The 14,804-nt window shown below is 59.8% G+C and carries 14 protein-coding genes; 6 read left to right on the top strand and 8 right to left on the bottom strand.

The window, feature by feature from the left end; genetic code table 11:
- Nucleotides 1-135: 135 nt before the first annotated feature.
- The 4 genes from FNU76_RS12305 (at nt 136) to FNU76_RS12290 (ending at nt 3,397) form a co-directional block, all read left to right on the top strand.
- Complete coding sequence (locus FNU76_RS12305) at nt 136-1,026, top strand: transporter substrate-binding domain-containing protein (RefSeq protein ID WP_144278473.1); 891 nt, start codon at nt 136-138, stop codon at nt 1,024-1,026.
- A gap of 171 nt (nt 1,027-1,197) precedes the next feature.
- Nucleotides 1,198-1,971 (top strand): amino acid ABC transporter permease, encoded by a 774-nt coding sequence (locus FNU76_RS12300; RefSeq protein ID WP_144278472.1) that lies wholly within the window; start codon nt 1,198-1,200, stop codon nt 1,969-1,971.
- Nucleotides 1,971-2,633 (top strand): amino acid ABC transporter permease, encoded by a 663-nt coding sequence (locus tag FNU76_RS12295; RefSeq protein ID WP_144278471.1) that lies wholly within the window; start codon nt 1,971-1,973, stop codon nt 2,631-2,633. The genes FNU76_RS12300 and FNU76_RS12295 overlap by 1 nt, the downstream gene beginning before the upstream one ends.
- A gap of 35 nt (nt 2,634-2,668) precedes the next feature.
- Entirely contained in the window at nt 2,669-3,397 is a 729-nt protein-coding gene (locus FNU76_RS12290; protein ID WP_144280660.1) for an amino acid ABC transporter ATP-binding protein, read from the top strand.
- 45 nt (nt 3,398-3,442) lie between these two features.
- Here FNU76_RS12290 and FNU76_RS12285 read toward each other — a convergent pair whose 3' ends face one another.
- The 4 genes from FNU76_RS12285 to FNU76_RS12270 form a co-directional block, all read right to left on the bottom strand.
- A complete protein-coding gene (locus FNU76_RS12285) occupies nt 3,443-4,264 on the bottom strand; it encodes a crotonase/enoyl-CoA hydratase family protein (protein WP_144278470.1) in 822 nt (273 codons plus the stop codon).
- 13 nt (nt 4,265-4,277) lie between these two features.
- On the bottom strand, nt 4,278-4,778 hold the full coding sequence (locus tag FNU76_RS12280) for a DUF4442 domain-containing protein (RefSeq protein ID WP_144278469.1): 501 nt from the start codon (nt 4,776-4,778) through the stop codon (nt 4,278-4,280).
- A gap of 54 nt (nt 4,779-4,832) precedes the next feature.
- A complete protein-coding gene (locus FNU76_RS12275; RefSeq protein WP_144278468.1) occupies nt 4,833-5,405 on the bottom strand; it encodes a TetR/AcrR family transcriptional regulator in 573 nt (190 codons plus the stop codon).
- Between the two features lie 230 nt (nt 5,406-5,635).
- Entirely contained in the window at nt 5,636-6,556 is a 921-nt protein-coding gene (locus FNU76_RS12270; protein WP_144278467.1) for a LysR family transcriptional regulator, read from the bottom strand.
- 107 nt (nt 6,557-6,663) lie between these two features.
- Between FNU76_RS12270 and metE the strand changes: the two genes are divergently transcribed.
- Both metE and FNU76_RS12260 read left to right on the top strand, forming a co-directional pair.
- Nucleotides 6,664-9,009 (top strand): 5-methyltetrahydropteroyltriglutamate--homocysteine S-methyltransferase, encoded by a 2,346-nt coding sequence (metE, locus tag FNU76_RS12265; protein WP_144278466.1) that lies wholly within the window; start codon nt 6,664-6,666, stop codon nt 9,007-9,009.
- Nucleotides 9,010-9,168: 159 nt separating this feature from the next.
- Nucleotides 9,169-10,650, top strand: coding sequence for an ATP-binding protein (locus FNU76_RS12260; RefSeq protein ID WP_223878998.1), 1,482 nt, complete (start codon nt 9,169-9,171; stop codon nt 10,648-10,650).
- Between the two features lie 45 nt (nt 10,651-10,695).
- Here the strand turns inward: FNU76_RS12260 and FNU76_RS12255 are convergent, their stop codons facing one another.
- From FNU76_RS12255 to FNU76_RS12240, 4 genes are all read right to left on the bottom strand, one after another.
- Nucleotides 10,696-12,072 carry a Fic family protein gene (locus tag FNU76_RS12255; protein WP_144278464.1) on the bottom strand — a complete coding sequence of 459 codons (1,377 nt, stop codon included), beginning with the start codon at nt 12,070-12,072 and terminating at the stop codon, nt 10,696-10,698.
- A gap of 186 nt (nt 12,073-12,258) precedes the next feature.
- The gene (locus FNU76_RS12250) at nt 12,259-13,188 is read right to left on the bottom strand and encodes an exopolyphosphatase (RefSeq protein ID WP_144278463.1); all 930 of its coding nucleotides are present in this window, start codon (nt 13,186-13,188) and stop codon (nt 12,259-12,261) included.
- Between the two features lie 89 nt (nt 13,189-13,277).
- A complete protein-coding gene (locus FNU76_RS12245) occupies nt 13,278-14,219 on the bottom strand; it encodes an SPFH domain-containing protein (protein ID WP_144278462.1) in 942 nt (313 codons plus the stop codon).
- 35 nt (nt 14,220-14,254) lie between these two features.
- Nucleotides 14,255-14,680, bottom strand: a complete 426-nt coding sequence (locus FNU76_RS12240) for an NfeD family protein (protein ID WP_144278461.1) — start codon at nt 14,678-14,680, stop codon at nt 14,255-14,257.
- Nucleotides 14,681-14,804: the final 124 nt, after the last annotated feature.

Here is a 14,804-nt window from a genome sequence, read left to right as displayed (position 1 = left end):
CGAGGGTGCTGGCATCCGTACGGACGGCGTGACATATTGAGCCGTCCCTGCCGGCCAAAGCCTCGGACAAGCTGGCGCTAGAGCAGCTATATTCTTTGCACGGCAGTCGAATAACCCTATAAGGAGATACCCGCAATGCAGAAACCCCTGATCCTGTCGGCTGTCCTGGCAGCCCTGTTCGCCGGCGCCGCCCAGGCCGAAGAGCTGACCGGCACCCTGAAGAAGATCGCCGACACCGGCATCATCACGGTTGGCCATCGCGAGTCCTCCATTCCGTTCTCCTACCTGGACGACAAGCAAAAGCCGGTCGGCTACGCCATGGATCTGTGCACCAAGGTCGTCGACGCGGTGAAGAAGAAGCTGAACAAGCCTTCCCTGATCACCAAGCTGGTACCGGTCACCTCGCAGACCCGTATTCCCTTGATGGTGAACGGCACGGTGGACATGGAATGCGGTTCGACCACCAACTCCAAGGAACGGCAGAAGCAGGTAGGGTTCAGCAACCACTACTACGTGACCGCGGTACGCATGCTGGTCAAGGCCAATTCCGGCATCAAGTCGCTGGATGACCTGAACGGCAAGCCCGTCGTCACCACCACCGGCACCACCTCGGACCGCTATATCAAGCAAAACGAGCAAGGCAAGGCCATCGACGTGAAGAACGTCTACGGCAAGGATCACGCCGAGAGCTTCCTGATGGTGGAAACCGGTCGCGCCAGCGCCTTCGTGATGGACGACATCCTGTTGGCCGGCCTGATCGCCAACGACAAGAACCCCAAGAATTTCGCCATCGTCGGTCCGGCCCTCAGCGTCGAGCCCTACGGCATCATGCTGCGCAAGGACGATGCGCAATTCAAAAAGCTGGTGGACGATACGCTGGCCGGTATCTACAAATCGGGCGAGGGTGATCGGCTTTACAACAAGTGGTTTATGAACCCGATCCCGCCGAAGAACATCAACATCAACCTGCCGATGAGCGAAAAGCTCAAGGAAGCGTTCAAGAATCCGAACGATACGGGCGTCTAATCAGCATTCAAGCGGGTCTGTAGGGGGGCCGTAAGGCCCCTCTTTGCTTGGGACGCGAGGAGCGGCTTGGCCCCTCGCGTTACCCGGCCGATATCCGGAACCAGCCTTGCCGGGTGGCGAGCTGAAGCGTTTGCGGCAGAACATTTTTCAGCGCCTCCCTTGGAGAATACTATGGGTCAATACCAATGGAACTGGGCGGTCATCTTCGAGAAGGTGGCTGGCACCGAGGAATATTATTATCAATGGATACTTTCCGGCCTGGGCTGGACAGTAGTGACCGCGCTGAGCGCCTGGCTGATCGCCCTGACGCTGGGCGTCTTGATCGGCGTGGCCCGGACCGCGCCCATGGCATGGCTATCGGGCCTGGCCCGCGCCTATGTCGAGCTGTTCCGCAATATCCCGCTGATCGTGCAGCTGTTTATCTGGTACTTCGTGGTCCCCGATCTGCTGCCTGAACATATCGGCACCTGGATCAAGCAGGATCTGCGCGGCGTGGTGAGCTTTACCGACTATCTGCCGGAGTTCCTGTTCGGCGTGCTGGGCCTGGGCCTGTTCACCGCCGCCCGGGTGGCCGAGCAAGTGCGCACCGGCATCATGACCCTGCCGCGCGGACAGCGCTACGCCGGCCTGGCGATGGGCTTCACCCTGCCGCAGACCTACCGTTTCGTGCTGCTGCCCATGGCCTTCCGCGTCATTATTCCGCCGCTTACTTCCGAATTCATGAATGTCTTCAAGAACTCCGCCGTCTGCCTGGCCATCGGCCTGACCGAGCTGACCTTCCAGATGAAGCAGATCACCGGCGAGTACGCACCCGCCAACCCTATCGAGGTCATGACCATGGTGGGTGGCCTGTATCTGACGATGGCATTCGGCGTGAACCGCCTGATGGCCTGGATAGAGCGTCGTAGCCGCGTGCCCGGCTATATCGCGGAAGGAGGCAAGTAATGGATCAAGCCAATCTGGATATCGTCTGGAATGCCCGCGACTACCTGTGGCAGGGCTTCCAGTACTCGATCTCGCTGACCGGCGTCAGCATGGTGTTCGGCATCGTATTCGGCACGCTATTGGCCATGGCCAAGCTGTCCAGCAAGCGCTGGCTGTCCATGCCGGCGGCGATCTACGTCAATCTGTTCCGTTCGGTGCCCCTGCTGTTCGTCATCCTGTTCTGCTACATCCTGGTGCCCATGGTCAGCGGTGTGCAGATGGGGGCGGACAAGTCGGCCTATATCACCTTCGCCATCTTCGAAGCCGCCTACTATTGCGAAATCATCCGCGCCGGGATCCAGTCCATCTCGCGTGGACAGGTCGCCGCGGGCCAGGCCATGGGCTTCAGCTATGCGCAGAACATGCGCTACATCATCCTGCCCCAGGCCTTCCGCAATGTGGTGCCGCTACTGCTCACGCAGACCATCATCCTGTTCCAGGATACCTCGCTGGTCTATGTGGTGGGCGCCACCGACCTGCTGGGTGCGGCCACCAAGATCGTCGCCACCAATAATGTTCCGGTCGAAATGTATCTGTCGGTCGCCTTCGTCTATTTCGTGGTCAGCTTTGGCCTGTCGCAATGCGTAAAGAAACTGCATGGCAAAATTGCAGTGATACGTTAATCGGATAAGGAATTTCCATGACTACCGTCGTTCCCATGATTTCCATCAAGAATGTTTCCAAGTGGTATGGCAATTTCCAGGTCTTGACCGATTGCACGACCAATGTAAAAAAAGGCGAAGTGGTCGTGGTCTGCGGCCCCTCGGGCTCGGGCAAGTCCACCTTGATCAAGACCGTCAACGCACTCGAACCGTTCCAGAAGGGTGAGATCAGCGTGGAAGGCGTCTCGGTGGGCGACCCCAAGACCAATCTGCCCAAGCTGCGCTCGCGCGTGGGCATGGTATTCCAGCATTTCGAGCTGTTTCCCCACCTGAGCATTATCGAGAATCTGGCCATCGCCCAGAAGATCGTATTGGGCCGCAGTGACGACGAAGCCCTGGCCAAGGCCACCAAGCTGCTGGAACGGGTAGGTCTGTCGGCTCACGCCAAGAAGTTCCCCGGCCAGCTTTCCGGCGGCCAGCAGCAACGCGTCGCCATCGCCCGTGCCCTGGCCATGGATCCCATCGTGATGCTGTTCGACGAACCCACCTCCGCGCTCGACCCGGAAATGGTCAACGAAGTACTGGACGTGATGGTGCAACTGGCCCACGAAGGCATGACCATGATGTGCGTCACCCATGAAATGGGCTTCGCCCGCAAGGTGGCGAACCGGGTGATCTTCATGGACAAGGGCAAGATCGAAGAAGATTGCAGCAAGGAAGACTTCTTCGGCACCCAGCGCGGCGAACGGGCGCAGTTGTTCCTGTCGAAGATCCTGCAGCACTAGACCGGCAAGGGTCCGAGCCTGCATGGCTCGGACCCGACTTTCCCATCAGTCCCTGAAGTTCGCCGGCTGCTTGGTCATGATGGCCATGGCGGCGCCTTCCAGGTCCTTGGATAGCAGCATGGCGGCATTCCAGGTGGCGACGTAGCGCAGGCCTTCTTCGACCGAATGGTCGCGGGAGTAGTTGAGGTTTTCCTTCAAGCCGCGCACCGTCAGCGGCGGCTTGGCGGCGATGCCGGCCGCGACGCCCTGGGCGGTTTGCAGCAGGCTGTCGCGGTCCGGCAGGCATTGGCTGACCAGTCCCAGGCGCAACGCCTCGCTGCCGCTGACCTCGCGAGCGGTAAAGGCCAATTCGCGGGTATAGCCGTCGCCGATGATCTTGGGCAGGCGTTGCAGCACACCGACGTCGGCGACAATGCCCAAATCCACTTCCTTCAGGCAAAACACGGCATCCTCGCTGCAATAGCGCAAGTCGCAGGCCGCGATCAGATCCAGGCCGCCGCCGATACAGCGGCCATGCACCGCGGCGATCACCGGCTTGCTGCAACGCTCGATGGCGCTCAGGCTATCCTGCAGCTCGATGATCAACCGGCGCAGTTTTTCCGCCTGCCGGCCGGTACATTCATCCTGGATACGCGACTGGATGGCCATCAGCATGGACAGGTCGATGCCGGAACAGAAATGGCTGCCCTGCCCCACCAGCACGGCGACCCGTGCCTCGGGCGTACTGTCCAGCCAGGCCATGACCTCGCGCAGCTCGCGCCACATCGGCTCGTTCATGGCATTGGCCCGCTCCGGGCGATTCAGGGCGATGACCGCGATATGGTCTTCCAGGGTCAGCGATAAGGTACTGTAGCTAGGCAAACTCATACTGATTCGCTCCTCAGCCGCGCTTCTTCGGAATCCAGGCCCACACCATCTCGCAGATGATGGGTTCGTTGCCGGCCGAGTCGGTCACCGTCACCGGCACCGTGACATCGCCCTTTTCCAGGCTGCGCACCGCATCGATCTGCTCGGCGGTCAGGGCGGCAACGGCCTTCATATCGCCCTGGGCGCGCTTCTTGTACTCGACCTTCATGCTTTTCAGCAGCGGCAATTTGTCGTCCGGCAGGTTCATGCCCACCGCGAAACCGGTGGCGGTTTCGGCCAGCAGCGCCATGGCGGCGGCGTGCACGCCCTTGATATGGTTCTGGTTCTTGCTGACATTGCGGATATGGCAGACCACCTGGGCGGTGCTGACTTCCTCGAAGTCGATACCGGCGGTACCGGCGAACTTCACGTAGTTGCCGAAGGCCTTCGAGCGGGCCCAGCGCCGCAGCGGTGCCGGCACCTTGTTGAATTTGGCGACGATACGGCTGAAGGCGTTGCTGAAAGTTTGTTCCATTTGACATCCCGTAGGTCGGTGGCGACCGTGCAAAAATTTTAAGGCCGCCCGGGCCTACATGGCTCCGCGCGCACCCAGGTCCAGGCGCAGTTGCTTCTTGATGGCATCCAGCCAACTCGGCTCGAAGCGCGCCAGTTGCAGCCCCCCTTGCAGGGTGGCCAACAAGGTGGCGGCCTTGTCCTCGCAACTACCGGCAAAACGGAAATGGCCGCCGGCCACCCCCTCGTGCAATACCGCTGCACACCATTGATACAGTTCGCGCATAAAGCCGCGCGCTTCTTCCTGCACCGCCGCCGGCAGGGTCGCCCATTCGGCGGCCAGCATACCGGTGGGACAAAGCCGCTCGCTATCGGCGTAGTTGAGCGTCAGCACATCCACATACCACTCCAGCTTGACCCAGGGGTCGGTGGTCGTCGCGGCGTACTGCTCCACCGTGCGCTGGAAGCGGCGGCGAAAGCGGGCCACCAGCGCCACGCCCAGGTCGGCCTTGCCGGGGTAGTGATAGTGGATAGCGGCATTCTTCATCCCCAGCGGCTCGGCCAGATGCTGGTAGCTGAAGCCATTGAAACCACGCTCCAGCCACAGTGCCTCGGCCAGATCCAGAATGCGTTTGGCGGTATCGTTCATGCGACCCTCACTTTAACCAAGCAAGTGCTTGAAAGGCAATATGGATTTACTAAAGCACTTGGAACAAGTCATCAAACGAGCGCTAGCGAGGCTCCCTCGCGGCGGCGAGGGCGGGGGGAGAGGGATAAATCAGCGAGGGGATCGTTGATTTATCACGGACCGTGAACACCCGGGTTCCCCGGGTGCAGAGCCAAGCCTTCAGTCTTCATACTTGCTTAGAGCTTCCCCACCTACAACAAGGTAATGCCTGGCAGACTGGCCGCGCAGGTTGCCCGTACCGTATCGACGAAATCCTCCACATAGGCCAGTCCCGCCCGCGCCTTGGGCACCGCCGCGTACAGCTCGCCGTACAGGCGCTTGGCGGTGATGGGCAGGGCAGTCACGTATCGGCGCTCCAGATAGGGCGCCACCGCCCAGGCCGGCAGTGCCGCCACGCCCCGGCGACTGGCCACCAGCTGCAAAATCGCGATGGTGAGCTCGCTGCTGCGCCGCTTGGGCTGGATACCGGCCGGCTTCAGCACCTGCCGTATCACATCCAGCATATCGTCAGGAATGGGATAACTGATCAGCGTTTCGTCGGCAAAGTCTTGTGCATCCAGTTGCGCCTTGGCGGCCAGGGCGTGGTCATTGGCCACCAGTCCGACAATCTCATAGCGGAACAGCGGAAAGTAATGCATGGGCTCGCCGTTATCGGGCTCCGACACGATGGCCACATCGGCCTCGTCGTGGTGAATCAGGCCGACCGGATCGGCGTGAAAACCCGACACGATATCCAGCTCCACTTCAGGCCAACGCGGTCTGAATTCATCCATCGCAGGCATCAGCCAATCGAAGCAGGTATGGCATTCCACCGCCACCCGCAGACTACCCGCCGCACCGTCGCGTATGCGGGCGATATCCCGGCAGGCATCCGCCACCTGCGGCAATACCGCCAAGGCCAGGGTGTGCAGGCGCTGGCCCGCCGGGCTGAGCTTGATAGGCTGCGACTTGCGCTCGAACAGGCTCAAGCCGAAATGATCCTCCAACTGCTTCAACTGATGAGAAAGGGCCGACTGGGTAAGGTTCAGCCGTTCGGCTGCCTTGGCCACGCCGCCCGCTTCGTACAAAGCGGCAATGGTGCGGAGGTGGCGAACTTCAAGTTGATTGTTCATGAGCGATATCGATGGAAAGTCGGAAAAAGATGCGCTTTGATCATAACGGCCCTGGTCGCATGATGCAAAGCATTCACTCACTCCGCTTATATTGATAAGGATTTCTCATGTTTACCACGCATACCCTAGGCCTGCCCCGCATCGGTAGCCAACGCGAACTGAAATTCGCCGTCGAAAAGTTCTGGCGCGGCGAACTGAACGAAAGCGGCCTGCGCGCATGCGGGCGGGAGCTGCGGCTGCGCCACTGGCAGTGGCAGCACGCGGCCGGTTTGCGCTTTGTCTCGGTGGGCGACTTTTCATTGTATGACCAGGTGCTCGATACCACCGTACTGCTTGGCGCCCCACCGGCCCGCTTCGGCTTCGATCCCGCCAAGCTGAGCCGGTCCCAGTACTTCGAACTGGCACGCGGCAATCCCGCCCAACCGGCCTGCGAGATGACCAAGTGGTTCGATACCAATTACCATTTCCTCAAGCCCGAATTCGACGGCGACACCCGCTTCGACGGTGGTCCGCAATGGCTGCTGGAAGAAGTGCGCGAAGCCAAGCTGGCCGGTTTCCAGCCCAAGGTGCAATTGCTGGGACCGCTCAGCCTGCTGAAGCTGGCCCGCGTGCAAGGCATCGCCCCCCTGGCGCTGCTGCCGCGCTTGCTGCCCGCCTATGTGCGCCTATTGAAGCAACTTGTCGCTGAAGGCTGCGAGTGGGTACAGCTGGATGAACCCATCCTCGGCCTGGACCTGGACCAGCAATGGCTGGCCGCCTTCGCTCCGGTGTATCGCGAGCTGGCCGCCGCCCACTCGCATATCCTGCTGGCCACCTATTTCAACGGCGTGGGCGAACATAGCACCCTGCTGACCAGCCTGCCGGTCGCCGGCCTGCATATCGACGCCGTACGCGCGCCGCAGCAGTTGGAAGCCTTCTCGGCCTGGCCTACCAACAAGGTGCTGTCGGTCGGTATCGTCGATGGCCGCAATATCTGGAAAACCGATCTGGACGCCGCGCTGGACACCCTTGCACCCTTGCATGCCCGGTTGGGCGACGCCTTATGGATCGCCCCCAGCTGCTCGCTGCTGCATGTCCCGGCCGACCTGGAGCAAGAAACCGAACTGAGCGAGACAATACGCGACGGCCTCAGCTTTGCCCGTCAGAAATTGGCCGAGCTGGCCACCCTGGCCCGTGCCCTGTGCCTCGGCCGCAGCGTCTGCTTCCAGTCCCTCGAAACCAATCGTACCGCCTTGGCACGGTTCCGCGCCCTGCCGGCCCGCAACGACGCGGCGGTAGCCGCCCGGCTGGCCTCGCTGCCGGAACTGGAGCGCGGGCTGGCTTATGGCGAGCGCGCGGTCCTGCAACGCGAACGCCTGCAGCTGCCGCTGCTGCCCACCACCACCATCGGCTCCTTCCCGCAAACCACTGCCATCCGCGCCCAACGCGCCGCCTTCAAGCGTGGCGAGCTGAGCGAGCGCGACTACCGCGAGGCCATGCAGGCCGAGATCGCGCAGGCGGTGGCCAAGCAGGAAGCACTGGGTCTGGATGTATTGGTCCACGGTGAAGCCGAGCGCAGCGATATGGTCGATTACTTCGCCGAACAACTTGCTGGCGTAGCGGTCTGCCGCCATGGCTGGGTGCAGAGCTACGGCTCGCGCTGCGTCAAACCGCCGGTGATCTGGGGCGACGTCAGCCGTCCCAAGGCCATGACCGTCGAGTGGACCCGCTATGCGCAGACACTGAGCAAACTGCCGATGAAGGGCATGCTGACCGGCCCGGTCACCTTGGTGCAATGGGCTTTTGTCCGGGACGACAAGGCGCGCGCCGAAGTGGCCCTGCAAATGGCGCTGGCCCTGCGCGACGAAGTGGCCGAACTGGACGCCGCCGGCATCGCCGCCATCCAGATCGACGAACCGGCATTCCGCGAAGGCCTGCCGCTGCGCCGTGCCGATTGGCCGGCCTATCTGGACTGGGCCGTCTGCGCCTTCAAGCTCAGCGCCGCCGGTAGCCGCCCGGAAACGCAGATCCACACCCATATGTGCTATTCGGAATTCGAGGATATTCTGCCGGCCATCGCCGCCATGGATGCCGACGTGATCACCATCGAAACCTCGCGTTCGGCCATGACCCTGCTGGATGCCTTTGGCGAGTTCCAGTATCCGAACGAAATCGGCCCCGGCGTCTACGACATCCACTCGCCGCGCGTGCCGGCGGTGGCGGAAATGACCGTGCTGCTGGAGAAGGCACTACGGGTGATCCCGGCCGACCGGCTGTGGGTGAACCCTGACTGCGGCCTCAAGACCCGTGGCTGGCCGGAAACCGAAGCTGCCCTGGCGAATATGATGGCGGCTACCCAGCAGCTGCGGCAACGCCTGCGGTCCGGTGAAACCTTCCAGGCTCAAGGCGCGACGACTGCTGCTGCGACCGCGGCAACAGGGCACGGCGGCGCTTGTTGCGGGCACGACGATTAATTTCCAGGAGCCTTGCAGGGCGGTGGTAGCCGATCCTGGCGGGATCGGCCGACCCGCCCTATAGCGTTTGTTCCCCGGGTCGATTTACTCGGAAATCACCAGAAAACACACTATTAATCGAATTTAGTTAAAGTATACTTACACTAAATGCATCATTTAGTGAGTATTCATCGCATGAAGGTGCCAAAGGAAGAACTCGTCGCTGGTCTTGCTCAATTCAACCCTTGGTGGAGAAATGAGAGCATTGCTGATCTTCCTGGATGGCGGCGGGCAGCCTTTCGCGAGTTGCACACATGGATGACCAGTCCGCCCGCGCCCCGGGCAGTGCTCCTCTCCGGCGCCCGGCAAATCGGCAAAACCACGCTGATACTACAGACGGTGGAGTCGTTGCTACGTGCAGGGGTACCAGCCGCAAACATCCTGTATGCGACTTTCGACCATCCGCTACTCAAGTTGGCCGGAATAGAGGCCGTGCTCGAAGCCTGGCGTGAACGTGAGCCCAAGGTCGAAGGACCGGAATACCTATTTCTGGACGAAGCCCAGTTCATCCGTGACAGCGGCACCTGGATCAAGCATCAGGTGGATTTTCGCAAGGATAGACGCATTGCCTTCACGGGCTCGGCGATGCCCCTGGTGGACGCCAGCCAGGAATCCGGCGTTGGGCGATGGCATACCATCCGGCTGACGACCCTATCGTTCTACGAATATCTACAAATAAAAAAGCTGTCGCTTCCCGAGTTACCCGGGCTGCGTAGCCTCCGCGATCTGTTCGATTGGACGCAATCCGACTTCTATCGCACGAGCGAAGCCGCCGCTGCCTATGTCGGACATTTCCACGAATATTTGGTGCGGGGAGGCTTTCCGCAGACAGCCCAGGTGGACAGCATAAATCAGGCACAAAGACTCTTACGCGAGGACATCATCGATAAGGTCCTCAAGCGCGATATGACCGCGATTTTCGGCGTGCGTCGCATACTGGATCTTGAGCACACATTCCTCTACCTCTGCATGCACGACGGCGGCTTGCTAGATATGGCCGACCTCTGCGCCAACTTGCAGATCAAACGCCCCACGGCCCAGAACTTTATCGAACTGCTTGAAGCCACCCACCTGATTTACCGCCTACCGCCCTACGGCTACGGCAAGGATGTGCTACGCGGCCGATTCAAGATCTACCTTGCGGATGCGGCTATCGCGCCGGCCGTCATGCTCAGAGGCAAAGCCGTCATCGAAGATGCCGCGGCATTGGGTGTTGCCACGGAAACGGCGGTTTTCAAGCATCTGTTTGCCCGCTACTACTCGCAAAACGTCCGCTTTAGCTACTGGCGCGGCAAGAAGGAGCATGAAGTTGATCTGGTCGCCGAAGTCAACGGCTCGACCATTCCCTTCGAAGTGAAATATCGCGCGCAGCACACCGGCCTGAGGGAGCTTAAGGGGCTGATCGAGTTATGCGAGCAGAAACATATCGCGCGTGGCTATGTGGTCACGAAGTCGCTCTATGACTTCGGCGTCATGAGCGGCTTGCCCCAACCCACCGCCGAGGACAACAAGCCACCTACCCAGATCATGCGCATTCCCGCGCCCTTGCTCTGCTATTGGATGGGTGCAATGGAAATTACGACCGAACCCGAACAAGATTAATGCTTAGGGCGACAACGATAGGGTTGGCGGGTCGAACGCCCCGCTCTACACAGCCCTTCGTAGGTCGGATTGGCCGCTGGGCAAGCCCGCCAACGCGATATAGGCCCTTTCCTTGGTACCCGCCACCTGGGCTTCCACCGCATAGCCAAACTGTGCGATTCGTTTCAGGTCTTCGCGGGCAGTATTGGCAGAGACGTTGTAATCGAATGCCACTTCCTTGGCGGTGTAGGGCTTCCCGGGGTGCTTTCTCATGCTCCTAAGCAACTCCAGCTGCCGGTAATTAAAATCACCTTTCGCTCCAAGCGACTTAAGCTGACTGGTAAATTCCAAGCGCTCCCTTTTTTTCTCCTTCACATAATCCAGAAACCCCTGCACGGCACGGTCAACAACATCGAGCTGGTGTGCGACGAAATACGTCAAATCAAAATCATCGTCCTCCACGTACAAGAAAGCCCGAAAATATTTCAACGGGGCCAGATTCAACAACCGGCTGATTGAGATGAACTCAAAAACCGAATAGCCACACTTAAGCATATGCCAATAAAAAATAGCGCGCGCCGTCCGCCCATTGCCATCGGCAAACGGGTGCTCATAGCCAATCATGAAGTGCAGAATGGTCGCCTTTACAATCGGATGTAAAAAGAAGTTCGCCTCTCCTCCTTCTCCATCATGGTTCATATTGGCAAAACGGCATAGCCTTTCCAGCCGCCTCTCCAATAGCGTTGCTTTTGGCGGCGTATGAAATACTTCGCCCTCCAGGTCTTCGATATAGACATCATCCGTCAATCTCAGCTCGCCGGGCACCGCATTGTTTTCACCGCACTTATCGATCGCAATGCGATGAAATTCTTTTATCAACTCCAGTGAAAGTGGATTCTGACCATTTTCCTTTACCGCCTGCATCAATTCGAAGTTATTAAAGATCATCTGCTCGCTTTTATTGCGAGGCTGCCGCCCTTCGCGAAGCATTTCCTTTGCAATACGCCTTGTCGTCGAAGCCCCCTCAAGCTGCGAACTCGTTATCGCCTCCTCCAGCAACGAGGTCGCCAAATAATACAGCTTGTCATAGCGATTGACCGTAAGCGGCGCTTCATCGCTAAATAATTCCTCGTCCTGTAATGGACACATCCGGTCTATCCTATGCAAAATCCTTTGCATGGGGTCCGGCATACATAGAAGAAACGATTTACCGTGCTCGGCGGCGAGTCCGATGGGACGCAGTAGCTGCAGGCGCGCAAACTTGACTGCCCACCACGCGACCTTCCGGTCATCCTCGGTTGGCCGGAAACGAAATTCGTGCCAATGCAGATAGCGGCCTTTATCGTCATAAGCTCGATACTTCCTGGCCAAGACGAGCAAGCTCTCTACCCCGGCCTCGTCGATCGGGCCATCCCACACAGGCGCTTTGGCAATGTTCTTCATGCAAACTCAATTTTTATAAATTGAGTTTTTATAGCGCTTCATCGATACTACAGCAACCGATAACAACCGACTTGCTATCGAAATTCGACCAGCAGTGGCTTCAGCAAAAGCACCAACCTTGCAGGGCACAACTCAACCCGCGCGGACAAAGATATCGCACGGGCCAGGAAACCGCTCTACGCAACCCTAGCCATCCGAATTGATCCTGGCAGTCAATTCCGCCAAGACCGTTGCCGCCCGATCATTCTCCACCTGGCAGGTCCCGGCCGCGCCATGGCCGCCGCCGCCGTATTGCAGGCAGAGCTCGCCGACATTGGTCAATGAACTGCGGTCCAGGATGGATTTGCCGATGGCGAACACGGTATTGAGCTTTTCGCGCCCCCACAGTACGTGGACGGAAATATTGGTCTCGGGAAAAAGGGCGTAGATCATAAAGCGGTTGGTGGCGTAGATCATGTCCTCGTTGCGCAGGTCGAAGATCGCCAGATTGCCGGAGACGCGGGTGCAGCGCAGCAGCTGGTCCTTGGCCTTGGGTTCGTGCTCGAAATACAGCTCCACCCGTTCGCGCACATCCGGCAAGGTGAGGATGTCTTCGATGCCATGGGTACGGCAATAGTCGATCAGGTCCATCATCAGCTGGTAGTTGCTGACCCGGAACTCGCGGAAGCGGCCCAAGCCGGTCCGGGCATCCATCAGATAGTTGAGCAGCACCCACCCTTCCGGACTGAGGATCTCGTCGGCGCTGAAATCGGCCGAATCGGCCTTGTCCACCGCCTCCATCATGTCTTCCCGCACCCGAGGGAAAGCCTTGCGTCCGCCGTAGTACTCATACACCACCCGGGCTGCCGAGGGCGCGCTGGGAATGATGATGTGGTTGTCATGCTTCTCGTTGCGCACCGTCTCGGACAGATGGTGGTCGAACGCCAGATGGATGCCCGGCACATAAGGCAAATTGGTGCTGATGTCGCCGGTGCTGACCTCCACCTTGCCGTCCTGCATATCCTTGGGATGGACAAACAGGATGTCGTCGATCAGGTCGAGCTCCTTGAGCAGCACGGCACAGACCAGGCCGTCAAAATCGCTGCGGGTGATCAGGCGGTATTTCTGGCTGGACATGGGTGCATCTCCCGGCATTAAAGAAGGCACTGAAAGATAGTTCGTCGCAACACGTTCCGCAGGCTCCCCGAGGGGAGCCGACAATCCAATTAACTGTTTTGCTGCTTCACCACATTCATCGCGGTCGCCACGATGCCGGCCACGTCGGCCGCATTGGTGGGTAGCAACATGGTGTTGCCTTCCTTGGCGATATTGGCGAAGGCGCCGATGTATTGCTCCGCCACCTTCAGGTTGACCGCCTCCATGCCGCCAGGCTGGCGTATGGTCTGCGCCACCATATGAATGGCCTCGGCGGTGGCGCGCGCCACCAGCTTGATCGATTCCGACTCGCCCTCGGCGCGGTTGATGGCAGCCTGCTTGTCGCCTTCCGAGGCGTTGATCATGGCTTGCTTCTCGCCTTCCGAACGCTGGATCGACGACTCGCGCTGGCCGGTGGCGATATTGATCTGCTCCTGCTTGCGGCCTTCGGATGCCGCGATCAAGGCGCGCTTTTCCCGCTCGGCGGTAATCTGCGCCTGCATGGAATGGAGGATCTCCTTGGGCGGGGTCAAATCCTTGATTTCATAACGCAGCACCTTCACGCCCCAATTCGCCGCCGCTTCATCCAGTGCGGCCACCACGCCGCCATTGATGTGGTCGCGTTCCTCGAAGGTCTTGTCCAGCTCCATGCGTCCGATGATGGAACGCAAGGTGGTCTGGGCCAGCTGGGTGATGGCGATGACGTAATTGGAGGAACCGTAGGAGGCGAGTTGCGGATCGGTGATCTGGAAATAGATGATGCCGTCTACCTGCAACTGGGTATTGTCGCGGGTGATACAGATCTGGCTGGGCACATCGAGCGGGATCTCGCGCAGATCATGGCGGTAGGCGATCCGGTCGATAAAGGGCATCAGGAAATTCAAGCCGGGATTGAGGGTGCGGTGATAGCGCCCCACCCGCTCGATGATCATGGCGGTTTGCTGCGGCACGACCTTCAAGGTCTTGGCGGCGAAGATCAATGCGACGACAAATAATACGATGGTGACGGACATGTAAGCTCCAGGGTCGATAGGTCTGGCCGAACGGTTCAAGCGCCGGTGGCGGGCGGTACCGGCGACACGATAAGGGTATTGCCGCGCTGGCCGACGATATAAAGTGTGCCGGGACGTTCGGCAAGCGGGGCGGCCAGCTCGGCGTCCCAGCCTGTGCCCCGGTAGCGTACGCGCGCGGTCAGTTCGCTTTTCCAGCTTTCCACTTCGACCCGATGGCCCAGATCGAGGTTGCCACTGACGCGTGACGGCCGGCTGATGGGATGGCGGCGCAGCCAAAGCGTACCGACCACCGCGCAGGCGGCGGCCACGCTCAACTGCGCCGGTACGGGCAATCCTGCCACCGCCGCCACGCCGCCAAGGGCGCAACAAAGGCTATAAACCAGCAGATAGAAGGTGCCGGACAACATTTCCGCACCAGCAAGCAGCAGGGCCAATACGAACCAAATCAGGTAATTTTCCATTTGTTATCAAGCATGCAGTCAGGTGTGAAAACGATTCCGTTATAGCGCGAGCGGCCCCGCTCGGCCAGCGTTACGCTGCGCGGCTGGCCGCGGGTGCCGGACTTGTCGTACAATGCAGCCCCCT

The organism is Chitinimonas arctica (assembly GCF_007431345.1).
Lineage (GTDB): Bacteria > Pseudomonadota > Gammaproteobacteria > Burkholderiales > Chitinimonadaceae > Chitinimonas > Chitinimonas arctica.
This window is presented reverse-complemented; position numbering and strand designations above follow the sequence as displayed.